This window comes from Thermophilibacter provencensis (assembly GCF_900128445.1).
Lineage (GTDB): Bacteria > Actinomycetota > Coriobacteriia > Coriobacteriales > Atopobiaceae > Thermophilibacter > Thermophilibacter provencensis.
Genome location: NZ_LT671417.1, coordinates 2,433,461 through 2,452,956, shown reverse-complemented (window position 1 = coordinate 2,452,956; position 19,496 = coordinate 2,433,461). Strand labels below are relative to the sequence as shown.

The following is a 19,496-nucleotide window of genomic DNA, read 5'->3' as shown; positions in this document are numbered from 1 at the left end:
GGTCTACGCCACGACCACGCTCTTCTCGCCGCAGGGGAGGGCGCGACCGATGACTGCTGCGGGAAGGCCCTCTTTGCGCAGGGCTCCCACCAGGTGCTCCGCGTCCAGTTTGGGCAGCGCCAGGAGCAGGCCGCCCGAGGTCTGCGGGTCGAAGAGCACGTCGGTGAGGTCGAGCGGCAGGGCGTCGTCGAGCGCCACGCGGGGGCCGAAGAAGTCGCGGTTGCGATAGGCCCCGGCGGGGATGAGCCCCATGGCCGCCATCTCGCGGGCGCGCGCCATGAGCGGCACGGAGGCGGCGTCCACCTCGAGCGTCACGCCCGAGGCCTCGGCCATCTCGCAGGCATGGCCCAGGAGGGAGAAGCCCGTGACGTCCGTGGCCGCGTGCGGCCAGGCGCCCAGCTCGCGCGCTAGGCGGATGGGCGCCTCGTTGAGCGTGGCCATGGAGTCCGTGGCCACGCGCACGCCGGCGTCGTCCAGAAGGCCGCCCTTGTGCGCGGTGGTGAGGACGCCCGTGCCGAGAGCCTTGGTGAGCACGAGCGCGTCTCCCGCCCGCGCCCCTCCGTTCTCCAGCCGCTCGTCCAGCCGCACGAACCCCGTGACGGCGAGGCCGTACTTGGGCTCGTGGTCGTTGATCGAGTGGCCGCCCGCCACCACGCACCCTGCGCGCCGGCATGCCTCGGCGCCGCCGGCCAGGATCTGCCCGGCGACCTCGATGCCAAGGCAGTTGGGGAAGCACAGGAGGTTGAGCGCCAGCGCGGGCCGGCCGCCCATCGCATAGACGTCCGAAAGCGCGTTGGTGGCCGCGACCTGGCCAAACAGGAACGGGTCGTCCACCATGGGCGGGAAGAAGTCCGTCGTGGCGATGAGGCCGCGACCGTCGCCGAGGTCCCACACGCACGCGTCGTCGGAGGCGTCAAAGCCCACCACGAGCTCCGGCGCGTCCAGGCGCGGCAGCCCGGAGAGCACGCCCGCGAGCTCGCCCGGCGCGATCTTGGCCGCGCATCCTGCGGCCTCCACGAGCTCCGTGAGCCGCACCCCCGTCATGTCCATGGCTTCCTCCCTGTGTCTGCGAGGTGGGTCTGCAAATTGGGGACAGTCCCCAAATCACATAAAACTTTTCTGCAAATTGGGGACTGTCCCCAACTCGCAGACGCCCCCGGGCATGCAGGTCCCGGGGGCGTGCCGAGTCAACGTTCTTGTCGCCGGCGGAGCGCCGGCCGAGAGCCGCTAGTTCTCGTCCGCGGCAAGAGAGGAGTCGCACTCCGCGCGGGTCCGCTCGATGCGGCGAAGCAGGGACTCCTTGAGCTCGTAGGTGTGGGAGCGCGCGATGTCGCCCGCCTCGTGGGTGATGAAGCGGAAGAAGAAGTGGCCGTCGAAGTCCTCGTAGATGCGGAACTTGGGCGTGGACTCGCGATCGAAGGCGTCAACGGTGCTGTCCTCGATCTCGGCGTCGGCGGCGGAGGCGCGCACGCACTCGATTCCGTGCAGGCACTCGTCCTTGGACGGGAAGATGATCGAGGACATGAGGATGTGCCCGTTGCTGGCGCAGAGGTTGAAGCAGTAGCGGCCCTCGTTCTCAACCACGACGTACTGACCCATGGAAATCACCACCTAAGTCGGTTTACTTGCGGATTACAAAAGCCTACCCCGTGCGGGCCCCCGCGGAAGTAACGCGTTCGCGGACGGTCGGATTTGTTCGGGGAGAAGGGCATGACGCAGCGTCGGTGCGGGCGGCAAACGAGTCGTGGGGGAATACGGGCAGGAAAATGGGGTATGATTGCTTTACATCCCCCGAACGCAATGGGTTGGCGTGGTCGGGGGACGCGCCAGCCCACCAGACGAGAAGGGCCCCGGCCTCCCATACGGGCGGCCGGGGCCACGTCGTCTCTGGCGGCGAGAAGAGCGGGCGGGCCGCCCTTCTCGCTAGCGCGCCTCGCCGCGAAGCGCCGCGTCGCGGCCGGCGTCGAAGGCGGCGAGGTTCGCCTCCACGGTCGCGGGCGGCACGCAGGCGCGCACGGCGTCGCGCCAGAGGTCGGCGTCGAAGGGCAGCGCCGTGGAGAGCGCGCCCACGAGCACCACGTTGGTGGAGCGGGGGGCGCCCAGGCCGCGCGCGATCACGCCGGCGTCCAGTAGGTGGGCGCCCAGCTCGCGCAGGCGCTCGTCCACGCGCTCGGGCATCGCGAAGTTGCCGATGTTCACCGAGACCGGGGTGATCTCCTCGTCGTTCACGAACATCTTTCCGCCCTCGGCGAGGTAGTGCTGGGCGCGCAGGGCCTCCACGGCCTCAAAGGCCACCACCACGTCGGCGCAGCCGTCGTCGCAGACCATGGTGGAGACGTGCTCGCCCAGGCGGATGACCGTGCTCACCGAGCCGCCGCGCTGGCTCATGCCGTGGATCTCGGAGACCTTGACGTCGAGCCCGGCTCCGGCGGCGACCGTCGCCAGCAGTTTGCCCGCGAGGATCGTGCCCTGTCCGCCCACGCCCACGAGGAGGATGGTCTTGGTGCCGTGCAAAAGTGCCTGTCCCCTCTGCACGCTCTTCTCGGTATCTGCCATTGCTTACTCCTTCGTGATGCAGCCGAACGGGCAGGACTGGACGCACTGGTCGCACCCGACGCACTGGGTGGGGTCGATCGCGGCCGTGCCGTCCTTGGCGCGTCCGAGGGCGGGGCAGCCGATCTTGATGCACTGGCCGCACGCGCGGCAGCCGCGGATGGTGGGCAGCTTGCCACGGCTGCGGTCGATGAGGCGGCACGGGGCCTTGAAGACGATGACGGAGAGGCGGTCGGTCGCGGACGTGGCGGCCTTGAGCGCGGCGCGCACGGCCTGGAGGTCCTGCGCGTCCACCTCGGCCACGTCCTCCACGCCCATCGCGCGGCACAGGGCGAGAAGGTCGAGCGCCTTGCCGCTCGGGCTGTCCAGCGGGCCTATCTTGTGCGAGCTGTCCGTGAGGGTGACGCCGTTCACGGGGTTGCCCTGCGTGCCGGTCATGGCCGTGGTGCGGTTGTCCAGGATGCAGAGGGTGCCGGTGCCACCGTTGTAGATGGTGCCGAGCATGCTCGTGATGCCGGAGTGCGCGAAGGTGGAGTCGCCGATGACGCCCACGACGGGGCGGCCGGTGCGCTCGGTGGCGCCGGCGAGCTCCATGCCGTGCGCCATGGAGAGCGAGGCGCCCATGTCGATGACCGTGTGGCACGCGCCGTAGGGCGCGACGGCGCCGAGCGTGTAGCAGCCGATGTCGCCGGTGACGATGGCCTTGAGGCGGCGCAGCTCGCAGAAGACGAGGCGGTGCGGGCAGCCGGGGCAGAACGCCGGCGGGCGCGGCGGGAGGTCGGTGGCGGGGTCGAGGTGCGCGGGCTGCTCCGCGCCGAAGGCGGCGCGGATGAGCTGGGGCTTGAGCTCGCCGGCAACGGGGAGCGGCGCGGCGGGCGGCTCGGCGAGCTGGATGCCGAGGGCGCGGACGCGCGAGGAGAAGTAGTCGCTGGCCTCCTCGATGACGTAGCACGCGTCGACGGACGCGGCAAAGTCGGCGAGCGCGCGGGCCGGCAGCGGCCAGGCGAGGCCGAGCTTGAACGTGGAGGCCTCGGGCAGTGCCTCGCGGACGTGCTGGTAGACGGCACCGGCGCAGATGACGCCGATCTTCTCGTCACGCATCTCCACCACGTTGTACGGGCAGGTCTCCGCGTATTCCTCGAGCGCGGCCTGGCGCTCGTCGACCACCGCGCGGCGCTTGACGGCGTTGGCGGGCATCATGACGTACTTGGGGATGTCGTCCGCGTAGTCGCGCGGGGCCGCGGCCTCGCGCGCGCCGGCGGCGGCCACCAGGGTGCGGGTGTGCGCGATGCGCATGGTCTCGTGCAGCATGACCGGCGTGTCGAAGCGCTCGGAGAGCTCGAAGGCGGCTCGGGTCATCTCGTAGCAGTCCTGCGAGTCGGCGACGTCGAGGCAGGGGATGCGGCCGAAGGCGGCGTAGAAGCGCGAGTCCTGCTCGTTCTGGGACGAGTAGCAGGAGGGGTCGTCCGCGGCCAGGAGCACGAGGCCTGCGTTCACGCCGGTGGACGCGGCGGCCATGAAGGGGTCGGCGGCAACGTTGACGCCCACGTGCTTCATCGTGACGAGCGCGCGCACGCCGGCGATGGCGGCGCCGAGGCCCACCTCGAAGGCGACCTTCTCGTTGGGGGACCACTCGCAGTAGACGCCGTCCTTGCGCACGAGCGCCTCGAGCGTCTCGGTGGACGGCGTGCCGGGGTAGCCGACGCCAACCGCGACGCCCGCCTCCCAGGCGCCCTGGGCGATGGCCTCGTTTCCGGACATGAGATGCTTGTCCATGTCTCTCCTCTCCTGCGTGCAAAGGGGACAGTCACTTTTGCACGCCGCTTCGTATGCGTGCAAAAGTGACTGTCCCCTTTGCACGCCTTGCACGCCTAGTGGCGGGTCTCGCGGGCGACGAGGGCGTCGGCCCCGTACTTCGCGCGAAGCGCCGGCTTCTCTATCTTGCCCGTCGGGTTTCTCGGCACGGGCGCAAAGATGACCCTGCGCGGGCGCTTGTAGCGCGGCAGCCCCTTGCAGAACCGCTCGACGTCCTCCTCCGTGAGGGGGGCGGCGTCCGGCTTGAGCTCGATGATGGCGGCGGCGATCTCTCCCAGGCGCTCGTCGGGGAGTCCTATCACGGCCACGTCCTTGATCGCGGGGTGACCCATGAGGTAGTCCTCGATCTGCACCGGGTAGAGGTTCTCGCCGCCCGTGATGATGACGTCCTTCTTGCGGTCGACGAGCCAGTAGAACCCCTCCTCGTCGCGCCGGGCCATGTCCCCGGTGTGGAGCCAGCCGTCGACGAGCGTTTCCGCCGTGGCCTCGGGGTCCTTGTAGTAGCACTCCATGAGGCCGGGGCCCTTGACGCAGAGCTCGCCGACCTCGCCCGTCGCCACCTCGGCGCCGCGCTCGTCCACGATCTTGCACTCCCAGCGATACCCGGGCACGCCGATGGCGCCCACGTGGTCGATGTTCTCCACGCCCAGGTGCACGCAGCCGGGGCCCATCGACTCCGAGAGGCCGTAGTTGGTGTCGTAGTCGTGGTGCGGGAAGACCGCGCGCCAGCGCTGGATGAGGCTCGCGGGGACCGGCTGCGCGCCGATGTGCATGAGGCGCCACTGGTCGAGGTGGTAGTCCTCCAGCCTCACCGCCCCCTCCTCGAGGGCCACGAGGATGTCCTGCGCCCACGGCACGAGCAGCCACACGATGGTGCACCCCTCGCTGGACGCGGTCTCGAGCACCGTCTTGGGCGAGACGCCGCGCAGCAGCACGCCGCGCCCGCCCACGAGCAGGCTTCCCATCCAGTGCATGCACGCGCCCGTGTGGTAGAGCGGCGGGATGCACAGGAACACGTCGTCGTGGGTCTGGCCGTGGTGGCGCTGCTCCATCTCGGCGGCCTGCGTGAGGCTCTCGTGGTTGTGGAGGATCGCCTTGGGGAAGCCCGTCGTGCCGGAGGAGAAGTAGATGGCCGCGTCCTCGTGCTCGGAGAGGGGCACGCGCGGGTCGGCGGAGGAGCACAGGGATGCCAGCTCGCGATATGACTCGGCCCAGGTGGGGCAGTCGTCGCCCACAAAGAAGAGCAGGCGGCCGGCCTGGATGCGGTCCACGATCTCCTCCACGCGGCCGATGAACTCCGGGCCAAAGACGAGGATGTTCACGTCCGCCTTGTCCAGGCAGTACTCGATCTCGTCGGCGGAGTAGCGGAAGTTCAGCGGCACCACCGTGGCGCCAGACTTGAGAACGCCAAAGTAGAGAGGCAGCCACTCGATGCAGTTGTAGAGCAGGATGGCCACCTTGTCGTCCTTGCGCACGCCACGGCTGAGCAGCAGGTTGGCAAAGCGGTTGGCCTTCTCGTCAAAGACGGACCAGGTCATCTCGCGGCGGAACGGCTCATCGTCGGTGGTCTCGACCAGCTCGTAGTCGCGCCAGGTGATGTGGCGATTCTCGCGTCGTTCGGGGTTGACCTCCACGAGGGCGACCTCACTGGGATACTTCTCGGCATTTGCGCGCAGCATGTCGACGATGGTCATACGGGGCCTTTCCGCTCTTGTCACACGTAGGGGACATGATAGACGCGGACGCGCCGAGAGGGGCGCACGACTTCGTGTGCGGTAACGTTCATGTGACGTAGCGTTGCGGCTTTGAGGGCCGTGGCAATCCGGGGCGGACGGGCGTTGCGCGGATGGGGGCTGTGGCAGCGGCACGGCTGCCATAACTCCGAAAAGCGCAGCGGGGCGAGAAGAACGCGCAGTTGACGCCCGGGGCCGATTGCCATAACCCCCATCCGCGCAACGCGACAGGCGCCGGGATTGCCATAACCCCCGCTCGCACAGCGCCTGCCGCCCGCGCCCTGCCGCTGTGCTACCCTCGTGGCGAGAAGAACCTGCGGACAGGAGGCCCCATGAGACGCCTTTTGGTGGTTGAGGACGACGCCCGGCTGCGCGACGAGCTCTGCGTCCTTCTCGAGCGCAACGGCTACGAGGCCGTGGCGCTCACGGACTTCGCGGACACCGCGGCCCAGATTCTCTCCGCCGCCCCTGACCTCGTGCTCCTGGACCTCAACCTCCCCGGCGTGGACGGCCAGTACGTCTGCCGCGAGGTGCGCCGCAAGAGCGACGTCCCCATCATTGTGGTGACGAGCCGCGACAACGACATGGACGAGCTGCTCACACTCTCCCTCGGCGCGGACGACTTCGTGCCCAAGCCCTACAACGACCAGGTCCTCCTCGCCCACGTGGCGACGGTCCTCAAGCGCAGCTACGGGGAGGGCGCGACGCCCGCGGAGATCTGCCACGGCGGCGTGGTGCTGGACACGGCGCGCTGCCGCGTGAGCGCGGGCGGCCGCACCGCCGAGCTCACGAAGAACGAGCTGCGCATCCTGGCGCTGCTCATGCGCAACGCCGGCGCGGTGGTGAGCCGCCAGCGCATCCAGGAGGAGCTCTGGGCCTCGGACGAGTTCGTCGACGACAACACGCTCACGGTGAACGTCTCCCACCTGCGCGCGACGCTCGCGAAGATCGGCGTTGAGGACTACGTGCTCACCAAGCGCGGCATGGGCTATCTGGTGGAGTGAGGCGTGCCGCTGGCGTATGCCACTGGCGTCAGGTTTATTTGGCACGCGTAGCCGGCGTGCCAAATAAACCTGACGCCAGTGGCATACGCCAGCGGCACAGCGGCACGCAAGGGAGGACACATGGGCTTTGGGGCGTACATCGCCGACCGGCTGGTTCCGCTGGTCGTGGGCGTGGCGGCGCTCGCGTTCGTCGCGCTCGTCATGGGCGTCTACGGCCTCGACCCGGCCGCCGTGGCGTTTGTCTGCGGCGTGCTCGTGCTTGCCGCCGCCGTGGCCCTGCTGCTCGACTGGCTCCACCGCCGCACGTTCTACCAGCGGCTCTCCGACATGCTCGACTCGCTCGACGAGACGTACCTCGCCACGGAGCTCGTCGGGCGGCCGGACTTCCTCGAGGGCGAGCTCTTCTACGACGCGCTCGACCGCGAGTCCCGGGCCATGCGCGACCGCATCGCCGCCGCGCGCCGCCGGCAGCGCGAGTACCGCGAGTACGTGGAGACCTGGGTGCACGAGATCAAGACGCCCATCGCCGCGGCGCACCTCATCGCGAAGAACAACCCCTCGCCCGAGGTGGATGCCCTGGACGCCGAGGTCGACGCCATCGAGGGCTACGTCGAGCAGGCCCTCTACTACTCGCGTGGCACCTCGCTCGAGCGCGACTTCCAGATTCGCGAGGTCCTTCTCGCCGACGTGGTGCGCGACGCGCTGCGCCACAAGGCGCGCACGCTGATCGGGGCCCGCGTGACGCCCGAGCTGGAAGGGCTCGACCTCACGGTGCGCGCCGACCCCAAGTGGCTCTCCTTCGTGATCGGCCAGGTGCTCGTGAACAGCGCAAAGTACCGCAGCGAGAAGGACGGGCGGGGCCGCGTGCGCATCACGGTCACGCGGCGGGAGACGGGCCTCGACGCGTGGGAGACGGTGCTCGCGATCGCCGACGACGGCGTGGGCATGCCGGCCTCCGACGTGGGCCGCGCGTTTGACAAGGGCTTCACGGGCGAGAACGGCCGGCGCTTCGCCCGCTCCACCGGCATGGGCCTCTACCTCGTGCGCGAGCTCTGCGAGAAGATGGGCGTGCGCGCCGCGCTGGAGTCCGAGGAGGGCGTGGGCACCACCGTGTACCTGAGCTTCCCCGACATGGTCGACCGCGCGTGACGCAAAGGGGGCGTGCAAAGGTGACCGTGCAAAGGGGACAGTCACTTTTGCACGCGAACACCGTGCAAAAGTGACTGTCCCCTTTGCACGGTCCCCCTTGCACGACTGCCCCCCTGTCTCACCGGCCCCCCTTCCTTACGAAACCATAAGGAAGCGATAAGCCCCTCCGATGGCACCGTCCTTCTCGCCGGGCGAGTATGGTCTTGTACCAGAACGCCACACGAGAGGAGCCCCCATGGCACCCGCTCACATCCGATCCGCCCAGCCTGCCCAGCCGGTCCTCGTCTGCCAGGACGTGGAGAAGCTCTACGGCAGCCGCTCCAACGTCACGCGCGCCCTCGACGGCGTGTCCTTCGACGTTGCCGCCGGCGAGTACATCGCCATCATGGGCCCGTCCGGCTCGGGCAAGACCACGCTCCTGAACTGCATCTCCACGATCGACCGCCCCACCTCCGGCCACATCCTCGTGGACGGCCAGGACATCACCGCCCTGCGCCCCGGGCAGCTCTCGAAGTTCCGCCGCGAACGTCTGGGCTTCGTCTTCCAGGACTCCAACCTGCTTGATACCCTCACCGCGCGCGAGAACATCGCCCTCGCGCTCACGATCAACCACGCCCCCGCCAAGGAGGTCGTCGCGCGCGTGACCGGCGTGGCGGAGCGCCTTGGCGTCGCGGACGTCCTCGACAAGTTCCCGCACGAGATGTCCGGCGGCCAGAAGCAGCGCGTGGCGGCGGCCCGCGCCATCGTGACCGACCCCTCGCTCGTGCTCGCCGACGAGCCCACGGGCGCCCTCGACTCCAAGAACTCCCGCCGCCTGCTCGAGAGCCTCGAGGCCCTGAACGCCGACGGCGCCACGATCATCATGGTCACGCACGACTCCTTCGCCGCGAGCTACGCGCGTCGCGCCCTCTTCCTCAAGGACGGCCGCGTCTGGAACGAGATCGTCCGCGGCGACAAGACGCGCAAGGCCTTCTTCGACGAGATCATGGACGTCGTGTCCTTCCTGGGAGGGGAGGGGGCAGATGTACGCTAAGATCGCGCTCGGCAACGTCCGCAAGTCCTTCCGGGACTTCTCGGTCTTCTTCTTGACGCTCGCCGTCGGCGTCTGCGTGTTCTACGCCTTCGGCTCCATCACCGACCAGGCTGCCGTCATCCAGATGGCGGCCGACCAGCGCCGCATGGTGCAGGCCCTCTCGGACATCCTCTCCGGCCTCTCCGTGTTCGTCGTCATCATCCTCGGGTTTCTCGTCGTCTACGCCAACCGCTTCCTCATCCGTCGGCGCAAGCGCGAGTTTGGCATCTACCTCACGCTGGGCATGGACATCCGGCACGTCTCGTGGATCGTCGTCATAGAGACGCTCGTCGTGGGCGTGGTCGCGCTGGCGGTGGGCCTGCTTTTGGGCATCGGCCTCTCGCAGGTCATGATGTACGTCACGGCCGGGCTCTTCGAGGCAACGATCAAGGGCTTCGTCTTCGCCTTCTCGCCGTCCGCGTGCCTCTCCACGATGGCGTGCTTCGCGGGCATCTTCCTCGTGACGCTCGTCTTCAACGTGACCACGGTCAGCCGCTACAAGCTCATCGACCTCATCAACGCGGACAAGGTGAGCGAGAAGGTCCGCCTGCGCAGCCTGCCGCTCTCCGTGGTGCTCTTCCTCGTGTCGCTCGCGCTCATCGGCGTGGCGTACAAGGTCCTGCTCGAGCACGGCATGATGGAGGAGGGCCCGTACTTCGCCATCGCCACGGGCCTGGTCACGGTGGGCACCCTGCTGTTCTTCTTCTCGATCTCCGGCTTTGCGCTGCGCGCGCTCCAGGCGAGCCCGCGCGCCTACCTCTCCGGCCTCAACATGTTCGTGATGCGCCAGCTCAACAGCCGCATCAACACCGCGTGGCTCTCCGTCTCCCTGGTGTGCGCGATGCTCTTCCTCGCCATCTGCGGCGTGTGCACGGGCTTCTCGGTGGCAACGGGCATGAACGAGAGCTTCAAGGTGGGCACGCGCTACGACATGTCGCTCGTGAGCTATCCCATGGGCATGGCCTCGGCGCTCGTCTCCGACGACCCCGAGGAGGGCCCCGCCGCAGCGGACGGCTACGACGCCATCGCCCGCCTGCGCGCGGACATCCCTGACTACGACGAGCTCTTCCGCGACGCCGTCCAGGTCAACCAGTACACCTACGATGCCGAGGGCAACCTGCTCGTGGACACCACCGTGGAGGAGCTCTTTGCCAATACGGACTTCACCGGCAACGCCACCATGCAGACCATGATGCAGGGCAACACGGACCAGCACCTCGTCATCGTGCCGGTCTCGCAGTACAACGCCCTGGCCCAGATGCTGGGCGAGAAGAACGTGGAGCTCGCGGACGACGAGTGCCTGCTCTGGAACGACATGTCGTCTCTCGACGAGCTCTGGGAGGCCGTGGTCGCGCAGAACCCCGAGGTCGAGGTCCAAGGCCAGACGCTGCGCTTCGCCGCAGAGTCGCTCGCGCGCCTGCCCTTCTCGGACTCGAGCGCCGGCGGCACGGTGTCGGGCGCGCTCATCGTTCCCGACGACCTGGTCCCGGAGGGCACCGGGCCCACCACGACCGTGGTGAACCTCATGTACGCGGGCGAGCGCGCGGAGGTGGAGGCCGCCGCCGTCGCCGCGACCGACGAGGCCTACGGAGACATCATGAGCCAGGGCTCCACGCTCGACGCCTGGCCGGTCTGGATGCGCACGACCGCCCAGAGCCTGCTCGACCAGGCGTCCGGCACCACCGTCGTGGTCACCTACCTGGCCATCTACATCGGCGTGGTCCTGCTCGTGAGCTGCGCCACGGTGCTCGCCCTGCAGCAGCTCTCTGAGGCGGCGGACAACGTGGGCCGCTACCGCGTCCTCGCCGAGCTCGGCGCCGAGCGGCGCATGATCAACCGCGCGCTTCTCGCCCAGGTGGGGGTGTACTTCCTCTTCCCGCTGGTCGTGGCCGTGGCGCACGCGGCGGTGGCGCTCTCCGTGGTGAACGACATCGTGGCGCTGCTCACGGGCTTCCAGATTGGCACGGCGCTCGCGGGCACGGTCGCCTTCGTGGTGGCCCTCTACGGCGGCTACTTCCTCGTGACCTACCTCACCTCGCGCAGCCTCATCGTGCGGTAGCGCAAAAGGGGGCGGCGAGACAGAGGGGACGCGGCGAGACAAAGGGGACGGGTTCGTTTGTCTCATCGAATTCATGAGACAAACGAACCCGTCCCCTTTGTCTCGCTCTGTCTCGGCCGCCCCCTTTTGCGCCGCTGGCCGAATGAACCCGAAACATGCAGGCAACATCGGTACCATGAGACAATGGAAGGGAAGCGACAGGAGGTATCCATGGGACTGTTCGATAAGATCAAGAGCAAGTTCGTATCTGACGACGGCACGTACACGCCCCCCGAGGCGTCGTTCGCCACCCGCCCGGACACCGTGTACGCCCCCGTCTCGGGCGTGCTCATCCCGCTCGAGGAGGTCAACGACGAGATCATCTCCGCCGGCCTCATCGGCGACGGCTACGGGATCCTCCCCACCGGAAACGGCGTGCTCTACTCGCCGGTCAACGGCCGCATCGGGGCCACCACGGTGACCAACCACTCCATCGGCATCGCCACGCACGAGGGCATCGAGGTCCTCATCCACATCGGCATCGGCACGGTCAACATGAAGGGCAAGGGCTTCAAGCGCCTGGTCGAGGCCAACGACGAGGTTCGCGCCGGCCAGCCGATCATGCTCTTCGACGTCGACGCCATCAAGCTCGCCGGCCATGACGAGGTCATCGCCTGCGTCATCTCCAACCCGGACGCCTTTGCCAAGATCCGCCACGTCGGCGCGTCGGGCACGCTCATCGGCGACCGCCCGCTCGTCAAGATCGGAGACCCGCTCCTCGTAGCGAAGAAGTAGCGGTACAATCACGCGGTCACGGGGCCCCGCATTCGTGCGGGGCCCCTTTCACGAAGAGAGAGGATCTTGCACATGGCACGCATCTTCATCAGCCCCAGCAAGTACGTCCAGGGCCCCGGCGAGCTCACCCGCCTCGGCGATTACGTCAAGGCCTACGGCGTCCACGCGCTCGTGGTCATCTCCGAGGGCGGCCTGCGCCGCTCCGGCGACGTCATCACCGCGAGCCTCGAGGCCGCCGGCGTCGCGCACACCTACGACAACTTCAACGGCGAGTGCTCCCAGGCGGAGATCGACCGCCTCGTCGAGGTCCTGCGCTCGTCCGGTGCCGACGTGGTCGTGGGCGTGGGCGGCGGCAAGATCTTCGACACCGCCAAGGCCGTGGCCGCCGCCGTCGACGTGCCCGTGGTGATCGTGCCCACCATCGCCGCCACGGACGCCCCGTGCTCCGCGCTCTCCGTCATCTACACCGACGACGGCCAGTTCAAGGAGTACCAGTTCTTCAAGCAGAACCCCAACCTCGTCCTCATGGACACCGACGTCATCTCCAGGAGCCCGGTGCGCCTGACGGTCTCCGGCATGGGCGACGCGCTGGCCACCTACTTCGAGGCCCGCGCCTGCAAGCGCTCCGACGCCACCACCTGCGCCGGCGGCCACGTGACCGAGGCCGCCATGGCGCTCGCCCGCCTCTGCTACGAGACGCTCATCTCCGACGGCCTCAAGGCCAAGCTCGCGCTGGAGGCCGGCGCCTGCACCGAGTCCGTCGAGAAGATCATCGAGGCCAACACCCTGCTCTCCGGCCTCGGCTTCGAGTCCGCGGGCCTGGCCGGCGCGCACGCCATCCACAACGGCATGACCGCCATGCCCGAGACCCACGCGTTCTACCACGGCGAGAAGGTCGCCTTCGGCACGCTCACGCAGCTCGTCCTGGAGAACGCCGAGGAGCTCTACGAGGTGCTCGACTTCTGCGTGGAGGTCGGCCTGCCGGTGACGTTCGCTCAGCTTGGCGTTGAGGACGCGAGCTGGGAGCGCGTGCTCGAGGTGGCCAAGCTCGCCTGCGCCCCCACCGACACCCTCGGCAACATGCCCTTCGAGGTCACGCCCGAGAAGGTCGCCTCGGCCATGCTCGCCGCCGACGCCTACGGTCGCGCCGCCCTGGGCGAGGAGTAGCTCGGCGGTCCGAGGTTCTTCTCGCCCCGGCGTCCGGGCGCGCAGCGTCCCGGCTTCTGGCTCCCGCCGTCCTCCGGCTCCGCCGTCCAGGCGTTGGCCTTTCCGGGGTTATGGCAATTAACCCGTCGCCCGCGTTGTCCGATCGGGGGTTGTGGCAGTTTTCGACCTGCCACAACCCCCGATTCCGCAACATGCCGAGAAGAACGCCCAGTTGACGCCCCGCCGCGACTGCCACAACCCCCACCTCCGCAACGCGTCGGAGCCAAAAAATGCCATGACCCCCGATTCCGCAACGCGCCCCAGCGGCACATCCCCGCGGCACGAAAACGGGGCCGGAACCCTGAGGTTCCGGCCCCGATCATGACAGTTGACCCTGTCACCTTTGTCAGGTTCAGTCCTTCTCGCCGGAGATGGAGGCGTAGAAGGTCGCGTGATCGAAGACGTCCTTGATGGTCTTGCCGTGGATGAAGGGGAGGGCGAGGAACTCGTCGACTGTGGGGACGAGCTCGGAGCAGTCGACGAAGTGGTCCTTCTCGTTGCGGCGGCTCGTGTCCTGCGCGCGCCAGGACTCGAAGTTGCAGTCAGTCAGGTAATAGATGGCGGAGCCGGTCTTCATGTAGACCGAGTGGTTGCAATGCAGGTACTCGGCCAGCTCGTCGTAGTTGATGTCGAGGGCCTCTGCTGCCTTCTTTCCCATGGCGGTTCCTTTCTCCGGAAGACCGAATGGACGATAGACAAACTATAACCCGACTCGCCGCCTGTTATGCGTCTGTTCCCGAATTGTTAGGTGAGCGTAGCCTCTGCGGTCACTGAGCGCTGGCGAGAAGAACGCGCCCCAGCTCGTCAGGCGTATCCACGAAGGTGGTCGCCCCCGCCGCCACGAGCTCGTCGCGCCCGCGGAATCCCCACGTACATGAAATGCAGCTGCACCCAACGGCGGCGGCGGTCTGCACGTCGACCTCGGAGTCGCCCACGTACGCCATGCCCTCGCGCGTGACGCCCATGCGCCCGAGCGCGGCCTCCACCATGTCCGGGGCGGGCTTCTTGCGGATGCCGGCCGCCTCGTTCTCCCCGAGCACGGCGTCGAAGGCGCCCGGGAACTGCCGTGCGATCAGCTCCTGCACGGCGAAGTCGCCCTTGTTGGAGACCACGGCCAGGCGCACGCCGGCGGCGCGCAGGTGGGCCAGGAGCTCGGGGATGCCGGGGTAGGGGCCGGTGTGGTCCTCGCAGTGGGCGGCGTAGTGCGCGCAGAAGTCCTCGTAGACGGCCTCCTCCGTGGCGGCGTCCGTGCCGGCGGGCACGGCCCGGTGGATGAGCAGGCGAATGCCGTTGCCCACGAAGCGGCGCACGTCGTCGATGGAGTGCGGCGGCATGTCGTGCGTCGCGAGCGCCGCGTTGGTGGAGAGGTGCAGGTCCTCGAGGGTGTTCAGGAGGGTTCCGTCAAGGTCGAAGACGACGGTCTGGTATGCGGGCATGTGCGCTCCTTCGGTTGGCCGGCGCTAGGGTAGCACGAAGGGGCGTGCAAAGGGGACAGTCACTTTTGCACGGCTTCCCGGCGGTTCAGCCGTCAAGCCCGAGGAGCGTCTAGGCTCAAGAGCTTCATTCTGGAATACGAATCGAGATAACTCGCGCTCGTCTCGCCAGATCTATACCGCTGCTCAGCCAGTGTCGCTTGGGTTTGACTCCTCGGCGATGTGGGATTACGTCCTGATGGACTCAAAATTGGCAGTCTGTCTCTGCCAATTTTGGTAATATTGGCAGAGACAGACTGCCAATACGGAGGTCCTCCATGAACGAGATCATCGCTGCCACGCTCCGGGACTTCTCGCTCGACGCGTACAGGCCCATAATCCCCCGCGAGCTCGACCTCGGGGAACCGCTGGTGCCTCGTGCCGGCAACCTGGTCAAGGTCGTCATTGGAATGCGACGCAGCGGAAAGTCCTATCGGCTGCTCCAGGAGATGGATCGCCTGCTCTCATCCGGCGTGCCCTCGGAGCGCATCTGCTACTTCGACTTCGACGACGACCGCCTCAAGCCCATCACCCCTGCGACAGGGGATGCGGTGCTCGAGGCCTTCTACGCCATCAATCCGTCGGCGCTCTCGGAGGGCGCCTATCTCTTCCTTGACGAGCTCCAGGAGATGTCTGATTGGGGTGCGTGGCTCAGGCGCATCGTCGCGACCCGAAAGGCGACCATCTACGTGAGCGGTTCCTCGTCAAAGATGCTCTCGACGGAGATCGCGACGGAGTTTCGCGGTCGTGCCCTCGACTTCGAGCTCCTGCCCTTCTCGTTTAGAGAATATGCCTCCGCGAGGGGCATTCCGGGGGTCGATGCCGTCGCGCGCTCCACTGAGGAGACGATTCTGCTTGAGGGGGCATTCCGGACATACCTTCAGGACGGTGGCTTTCCCGCGACGTTCGGCCTGCCGGCGACCCAGTCGGTCGCCCTGCTGCAGTCCTATGTCCAGCGTGTCGTGGCTCGTGACGTCATCGAGCGACACAACGTGAGGCAGCCACGGGTGGCCGCGCTCTTCGCGCAGCGCCTCCTCGGGCTCAACGCACGGCAGCTATCCCTGCGTAGGGCCACCAGCGACCTCAAGGCGGCGGGGCTCTCTACCACCAAGGAGACGCTCGGGGACCTCCTTGCGCACTATCAGGAGGCATATCTCGTCTTTACCGTTCGCGAGCTGTCCTTCTCGCTTTCCGAGTCGACCACGAGCCAGCCTAAGCTCTACGCGATTGACCCCGGACTTGCCCTTGCGGGTGGGACGGCTCACGCGCTCGACGAGGGCCAGAGGCTCGAGGACATCGTGTACCTCGAGCTTCGCAGGCGGATGCCGGGGATGCGACGTGAGGCGATCTCATCTCTGCGTACGAAGGGACATGGCTACGAGGTCGACTTTGTCGTCGGTGACGCGCTCTCGGGCGAGCTCTACGACCTCTACCAGGTGTGCGCCAACGTCGACCAGGGCGGCGCGTACGAGCGCGAGGTCCGCGCGCTCTGGGAAGCCCTCGCTGAGAGCCGCCGCAAGGTGGCCACGCTCATTGTGGGCAGGGGTCCCGATGCTGTGCTCGAGAAGGACGGGGGACGCATCGTCCAGGTCCCGGCGTGGAAGTGGCTGCTGGGCAAGGGGAACGTGGAGTAGCGTGACGCGCGGGAGAGAAGGGACCGCATACGACGACGTGGGCGAGAGGGGCCCGCGCACTTCCGCCCTTCTCGCCCCGCGCGCTTTATTGTGTTCCGGTTACGCGGCCGCCCCGCCCGGCGCGCCCGTAGTACAATCACCCCCGCTGCGACGCGCGCCGTTTACGTGCGCCGCGGCCATCCGGCAGGCGCCGCCCGTACGGCACGGGGCGGCAGGACGAGAAAGGCATTGCAGATGGACTCCCACACCATGCACACCCACACCTGCGGCGAGCTGCGCCGCGAGCACATCGGCCAGCAGGTGACGCTCACCGGCTGGGTCTGGCACCGCCGCGACCACGGCGGCCTCATCTTCGTGGACCTGCGCGACCGCGACGGCGTGACGCAGGTCTCCTTTGACCCGGAGCACTCCGGCGGCGAGGCCTTCCACACGGCCGAGACCATCCGCTCTGAGTGGCCGATCAAGGTCACGGGCGTCGTCCGCGAGCGTCCCGAGGGCATGGACAACCCCAAGCTCGCGACCGGCGAGATCGAGGTCCTTATCGACGCCATCGAGGTTCTCAACTCCTCCAAGACGCCGCCCTTCCAGATCGAGGACCACGTGGACACCTCCGAGGACGTCCGCCTGCGCTACCGCTACCTGGACCTGCGCCGCCCGCGCATGACGGCCAACCTCAAGATGCGCTCCGACTTCACCTTCGCCCTGCGCGAGGCGCTGCACGGCCGCGACTTCCTCGAGGTGGAGACGCCGGCGCTCTTCAAGTCCACGCCCGAGGGCGCGCGCGACTTCCTCGTGCCGAGCCGCACCCAGCCTGGCCACTTCTACGCGCTGCCGCAGTCCCCGCAGCTCCTGAAGCAGCTCCTCATGGTGGGCGGCGTGGAGCGCTACTACCAGGTCGCCAAGTGCTTCCGCGACGAGGACCTGCGCGCCGACCGCCAGCCCGAGTTCACGCAGGTGGACATCGAGATGAGCTTCGTCGAGCAGGACGACGTCATGGGCGCGCTCGAGGACGTGCTGGCGGACGCCTTCTCCAAGATGGGCGTCGAGATGCCCCGCCCGCTGCGCCGCCTGGACTACTGGGACGCGATGGACACCTACGGCTCCGACAAGCCGGATACCCGCTTTGGCATGGAGCTCCACGACGTGACGCAGATCTTCTCGGCCTCCAAGTTCAAGCTCTTCGCAAGCGCCGCCGCGACCGACGGCCAGTACGTCAAGGCCATCAACGCCAAGGGTGCCGGCGCTTGGCCGCGCGCGCAGATCGACAAGCTGGCGAACGTCGCCGCCGAGTTCGGCGCCAAGGGCCTCGCGTGGATCGCGTTCCGCGAGGACGGCTCCGTGAACAGCCCCATCGTCAAGTTCTTCTCCGACGAGGAGATGGGGGCCCTCAAGGCCGAGATGGGCGTCGAGCTGGGCGACCTCGTGATGTTCGCCGTGGCCGACCGCAAGACGGCGGACGAGATCCTCGGCGGCATGCGCCTGCACATGGCGAACGCGCTGAACGTCCCGCGCGAGGGCCACGACTTCCTCTGGGTGGTCAACTTCCCGCTCTTCCACTGGGACGACGAGACCAAGCGCTACGAGGCCGAGCACCAGCCCTTCACCCTTCCCACCGAGCTCGACGTCGAGAAGATCAAGGCGGACCCGCTCGCCATCGGGTCGGCGACGTACGACTTCGTCATGGACGGCTGCGAGGCGGGCGGCGGCGGCATGCGCATCCACAACTCCCAGATGCAGCTCGACATGCTCGAGCTCATGGGCTTCACGGTGGAGCGCGCCCGCGAGCAGTTCGGCTTCCTGATGGACGCCCTCGAGTACGGCGCGCCCCCCATGGGCGGCTTCGCGCTCGGCCTTGACCGCGTGTGCATGCTGCTTGCCGGCGAGGACTCTATCCGCGACGTCATGGCGTTCCCCAAGACCAGCTCCGGCAGCGACCTCATGTCCGAGGCGCCCGGCGAGGTCTCTGGCAAGCAGCTCAAGGAGGTCGGCCTGCGCCTGCTCTAGGGCTGCGGCATCGACGCCGCGCGTCCGATCGGCAGCGGCCGCCTCAACTGGCGGGTGAGCATGAGGGGAGGGGGATGGGTCCGGCCGGGCCCATCCCCCTCTCTTTGGTATAACGATTCGGCGTCGGCATATGAGAGGAGGTCGCATGGCAGACAAGGAAAGCAGGGAAGAGCAGGTCAGGGCCTTTGAGAGGCGCAACGTCAAGATCTACGGGGGCATCCTGCTCGTGGTGGCGCTGATCGTGATCGTGTGGGCGGTGGTGTCCAATCTCGGCTAGTCGGTGCTCTGCTCGCAGACGAATCGGGCCCGCCCCCGCAAACGAGCGGGGGCGGGCCCGTCCTTGTGGCACGAGGGCGCTCCATCGAGGCCCCGGCCTGCCCTTGACCCATCAGGGCAAGAAATGGCGAAGCGTGCCGGAGCTGGTCTCTGGGTCGGATCTCTCCGAGCGACTGGGCTGGCTACGCCTCCGAGCCGTAGAAGCTCTTGAAGCCCTTGAAGATGGCGGCGGCGAGGGCGGCGCCGGCGAGCGGGGCAAAGATGAAGGCCCAGACCTGCTCGAGGGCGAGGGTGTTGCCGGTCACGGCCATGGCGAGCGCGGGGCCAAAGCTGCGGGCGGGGTTCACGGAGGTGCCCGTCAGGGGGATGCCCATGATGTGAACGAAGGTGAGGGTGAGGCCGATCACGAGGCCGCCGAAGTGGCTGGTCTTGCCGTCGGCGGTCACGCCCAGGATGGTGAGCACGAAGACGCAGGTCAGGACGATCTCGACTACAAAGGCGCCGACCATGGAGAGGCCGGTCGTGGAGGCCGCGTCATAGCCGTTGCAGCCGAGCCCGCCCTCGGCCACGCCGCCGAGGGCGCCGCACTGGCCTACGATGACATGGCCGACGAGGACGAGGACTTCGACGAGTCCAACGACTCCGATCGCCGCTAGCTGCAAATTGGGGACAGTCCTCAATTTGCACATAAGTTTGATATTGACGCCCGCCCCGTGCCGCAGGGGCGGGCGTCCCGCTCTCCGCG

17 protein-coding genes are annotated in these 19,496 nt (G+C 67.9%); 9 read left to right on the top strand and 8 right to left on the bottom strand.

What is annotated here, in order from left to right; all coding sequences use genetic code 11:
* Nucleotides 1-3 precede the first annotated feature (3 nt).
* The 5 genes from selD to BQ7391_RS11020 all read right to left on the bottom strand — a co-directional run bounded on the left by selD (nucleotide 4) and on the right by BQ7391_RS11020 (nucleotide 6,062).
* A complete protein-coding gene (gene selD, locus BQ7391_RS11040; RefSeq protein ID WP_075281002.1) occupies nucleotides 4-1,044 on the bottom strand; it encodes a selenide, water dikinase SelD in 1,041 nt (346 codons plus the stop codon).
* 183 nt (nucleotides 1,045-1,227) lie between these two features.
* Complete coding sequence (locus BQ7391_RS11035) at nucleotides 1,228-1,599, bottom strand: YegP family protein (protein WP_075280655.1); 372 nt, start codon at nucleotides 1,597-1,599, stop codon at nucleotides 1,228-1,230.
* 324 nt (nucleotides 1,600-1,923) lie between these two features.
* Complete coding sequence (locus BQ7391_RS11030; RefSeq protein ID WP_075280654.1) at nucleotides 1,924-2,556, bottom strand: indolepyruvate oxidoreductase subunit beta; 633 nt, start codon at nucleotides 2,554-2,556, stop codon at nucleotides 1,924-1,926.
* Nucleotides 2,557-2,559: 3 nt separating this feature from the next.
* On the bottom strand, nucleotides 2,560-4,329 hold the full coding sequence (locus BQ7391_RS11025; RefSeq protein WP_075280653.1) for a thiamine pyrophosphate-dependent enzyme: 1,770 nt from the start codon (nucleotides 4,327-4,329) through the stop codon (nucleotides 2,560-2,562).
* Between the two features lie 95 nt (nucleotides 4,330-4,424).
* Complete coding sequence (locus BQ7391_RS11020; protein ID WP_075280652.1) at nucleotides 4,425-6,062, bottom strand: class I adenylate-forming enzyme family protein; 1,638 nt, start codon at nucleotides 6,060-6,062, stop codon at nucleotides 4,425-4,427.
* 371 nt (nucleotides 6,063-6,433) lie between these two features.
* Between BQ7391_RS11020 and BQ7391_RS11015 the strand changes: the two genes are divergently transcribed.
* The 6 genes from BQ7391_RS11015 (at nucleotide 6,434) to BQ7391_RS10990 (ending at nucleotide 13,326) form a co-directional block, all read left to right on the top strand.
* The gene (locus tag BQ7391_RS11015; protein ID WP_075280651.1) at nucleotides 6,434-7,105 is read left to right on the top strand and encodes a response regulator transcription factor; all 672 of its coding nucleotides are present in this window, start codon (nucleotides 6,434-6,436) and stop codon (nucleotides 7,103-7,105) included.
* A 120-nt stretch (nucleotides 7,106-7,225) separates the two neighbouring features.
* A complete protein-coding gene (locus tag BQ7391_RS11010; protein WP_075280650.1) occupies nucleotides 7,226-8,254 on the top strand; it encodes a sensor histidine kinase in 1,029 nt (342 codons plus the stop codon).
* A gap of 235 nt (nucleotides 8,255-8,489) precedes the next feature.
* Nucleotides 8,490-9,287 (top strand): ABC transporter ATP-binding protein, encoded by a 798-nt coding sequence (locus BQ7391_RS11005; protein WP_075280649.1) that lies wholly within the window; start codon nucleotides 8,490-8,492, stop codon nucleotides 9,285-9,287.
* The gene (locus BQ7391_RS11000; RefSeq protein ID WP_075280648.1) at nucleotides 9,277-11,385 is read left to right on the top strand and encodes an ABC transporter permease; all 2,109 of its coding nucleotides are present in this window, start codon (nucleotides 9,277-9,279) and stop codon (nucleotides 11,383-11,385) included. Before BQ7391_RS11005 ends, BQ7391_RS11000 begins: the two co-directional genes overlap by 11 nt.
* Nucleotides 11,386-11,595: 210 nt before the next feature.
* Complete coding sequence (locus tag BQ7391_RS10995; RefSeq protein ID WP_075280647.1) at nucleotides 11,596-12,159, top strand: PTS sugar transporter subunit IIA; 564 nt, start codon at nucleotides 11,596-11,598, stop codon at nucleotides 12,157-12,159.
* Nucleotides 12,160-12,231: 72 nt separating this feature from the next.
* Nucleotides 12,232-13,326 (top strand): glycerol dehydrogenase, encoded by a 1,095-nt coding sequence (locus tag BQ7391_RS10990; RefSeq protein WP_075280646.1) that lies wholly within the window; start codon nucleotides 12,232-12,234, stop codon nucleotides 13,324-13,326.
* 391 nt (nucleotides 13,327-13,717) lie between these two features.
* On the opposite strand, the gene BQ7391_RS10985 is transcribed toward BQ7391_RS10990, so the two are convergent.
* Nucleotides 13,718-14,023, bottom strand: a complete 306-nt coding sequence (locus tag BQ7391_RS10985) for a CDP-alcohol phosphatidyltransferase (RefSeq protein ID WP_075280645.1) — start codon at nucleotides 14,021-14,023, stop codon at nucleotides 13,718-13,720.
* 109 nt (nucleotides 14,024-14,132) lie between these two features.
* Nucleotides 14,133-14,801 carry an HAD family hydrolase gene (locus BQ7391_RS10980; protein WP_075280644.1) on the bottom strand — a complete coding sequence of 223 codons (669 nt, stop codon included), beginning with the start codon at nucleotides 14,799-14,801 and terminating at the stop codon, nucleotides 14,133-14,135.
* A gap of 314 nt (nucleotides 14,802-15,115) precedes the next feature.
* Between BQ7391_RS10980 and BQ7391_RS10975 the strand changes: the two genes are divergently transcribed.
* The 3 genes from BQ7391_RS10975 (at nucleotide 15,116) to BQ7391_RS12700 (ending at nucleotide 18,752) form a co-directional block, all read left to right on the top strand.
* Nucleotides 15,116-16,471 (top strand): ATP-binding protein, encoded by a 1,356-nt coding sequence (locus BQ7391_RS10975; RefSeq protein WP_075280643.1) that lies wholly within the window; start codon nucleotides 15,116-15,118, stop codon nucleotides 16,469-16,471.
* A 234-nt stretch (nucleotides 16,472-16,705) separates the two neighbouring features.
* Nucleotides 16,706-18,475: an aspartate--tRNA ligase gene (gene aspS / locus BQ7391_RS10970; RefSeq protein WP_075280642.1), complete on the top strand. Its 1,770-nt coding sequence runs from the start codon at nucleotides 16,706-16,708 to the stop codon at nucleotides 18,473-18,475.
* A gap of 145 nt (nucleotides 18,476-18,620) precedes the next feature.
* Complete coding sequence (locus BQ7391_RS12700; protein ID WP_268874305.1) at nucleotides 18,621-18,752, top strand: hypothetical protein; 132 nt, start codon at nucleotides 18,621-18,623, stop codon at nucleotides 18,750-18,752.
* A gap of 181 nt (nucleotides 18,753-18,933) precedes the next feature.
* Here the strand turns inward: BQ7391_RS12700 and BQ7391_RS10965 are convergent, their stop codons facing one another.
* Nucleotides 18,934-19,413, bottom strand: a complete 480-nt coding sequence (locus tag BQ7391_RS10965) for an aquaporin (protein WP_075280641.1) — start codon at nucleotides 19,411-19,413, stop codon at nucleotides 18,934-18,936.
* Nucleotides 19,414-19,496 lie beyond the last annotated feature (83 nt).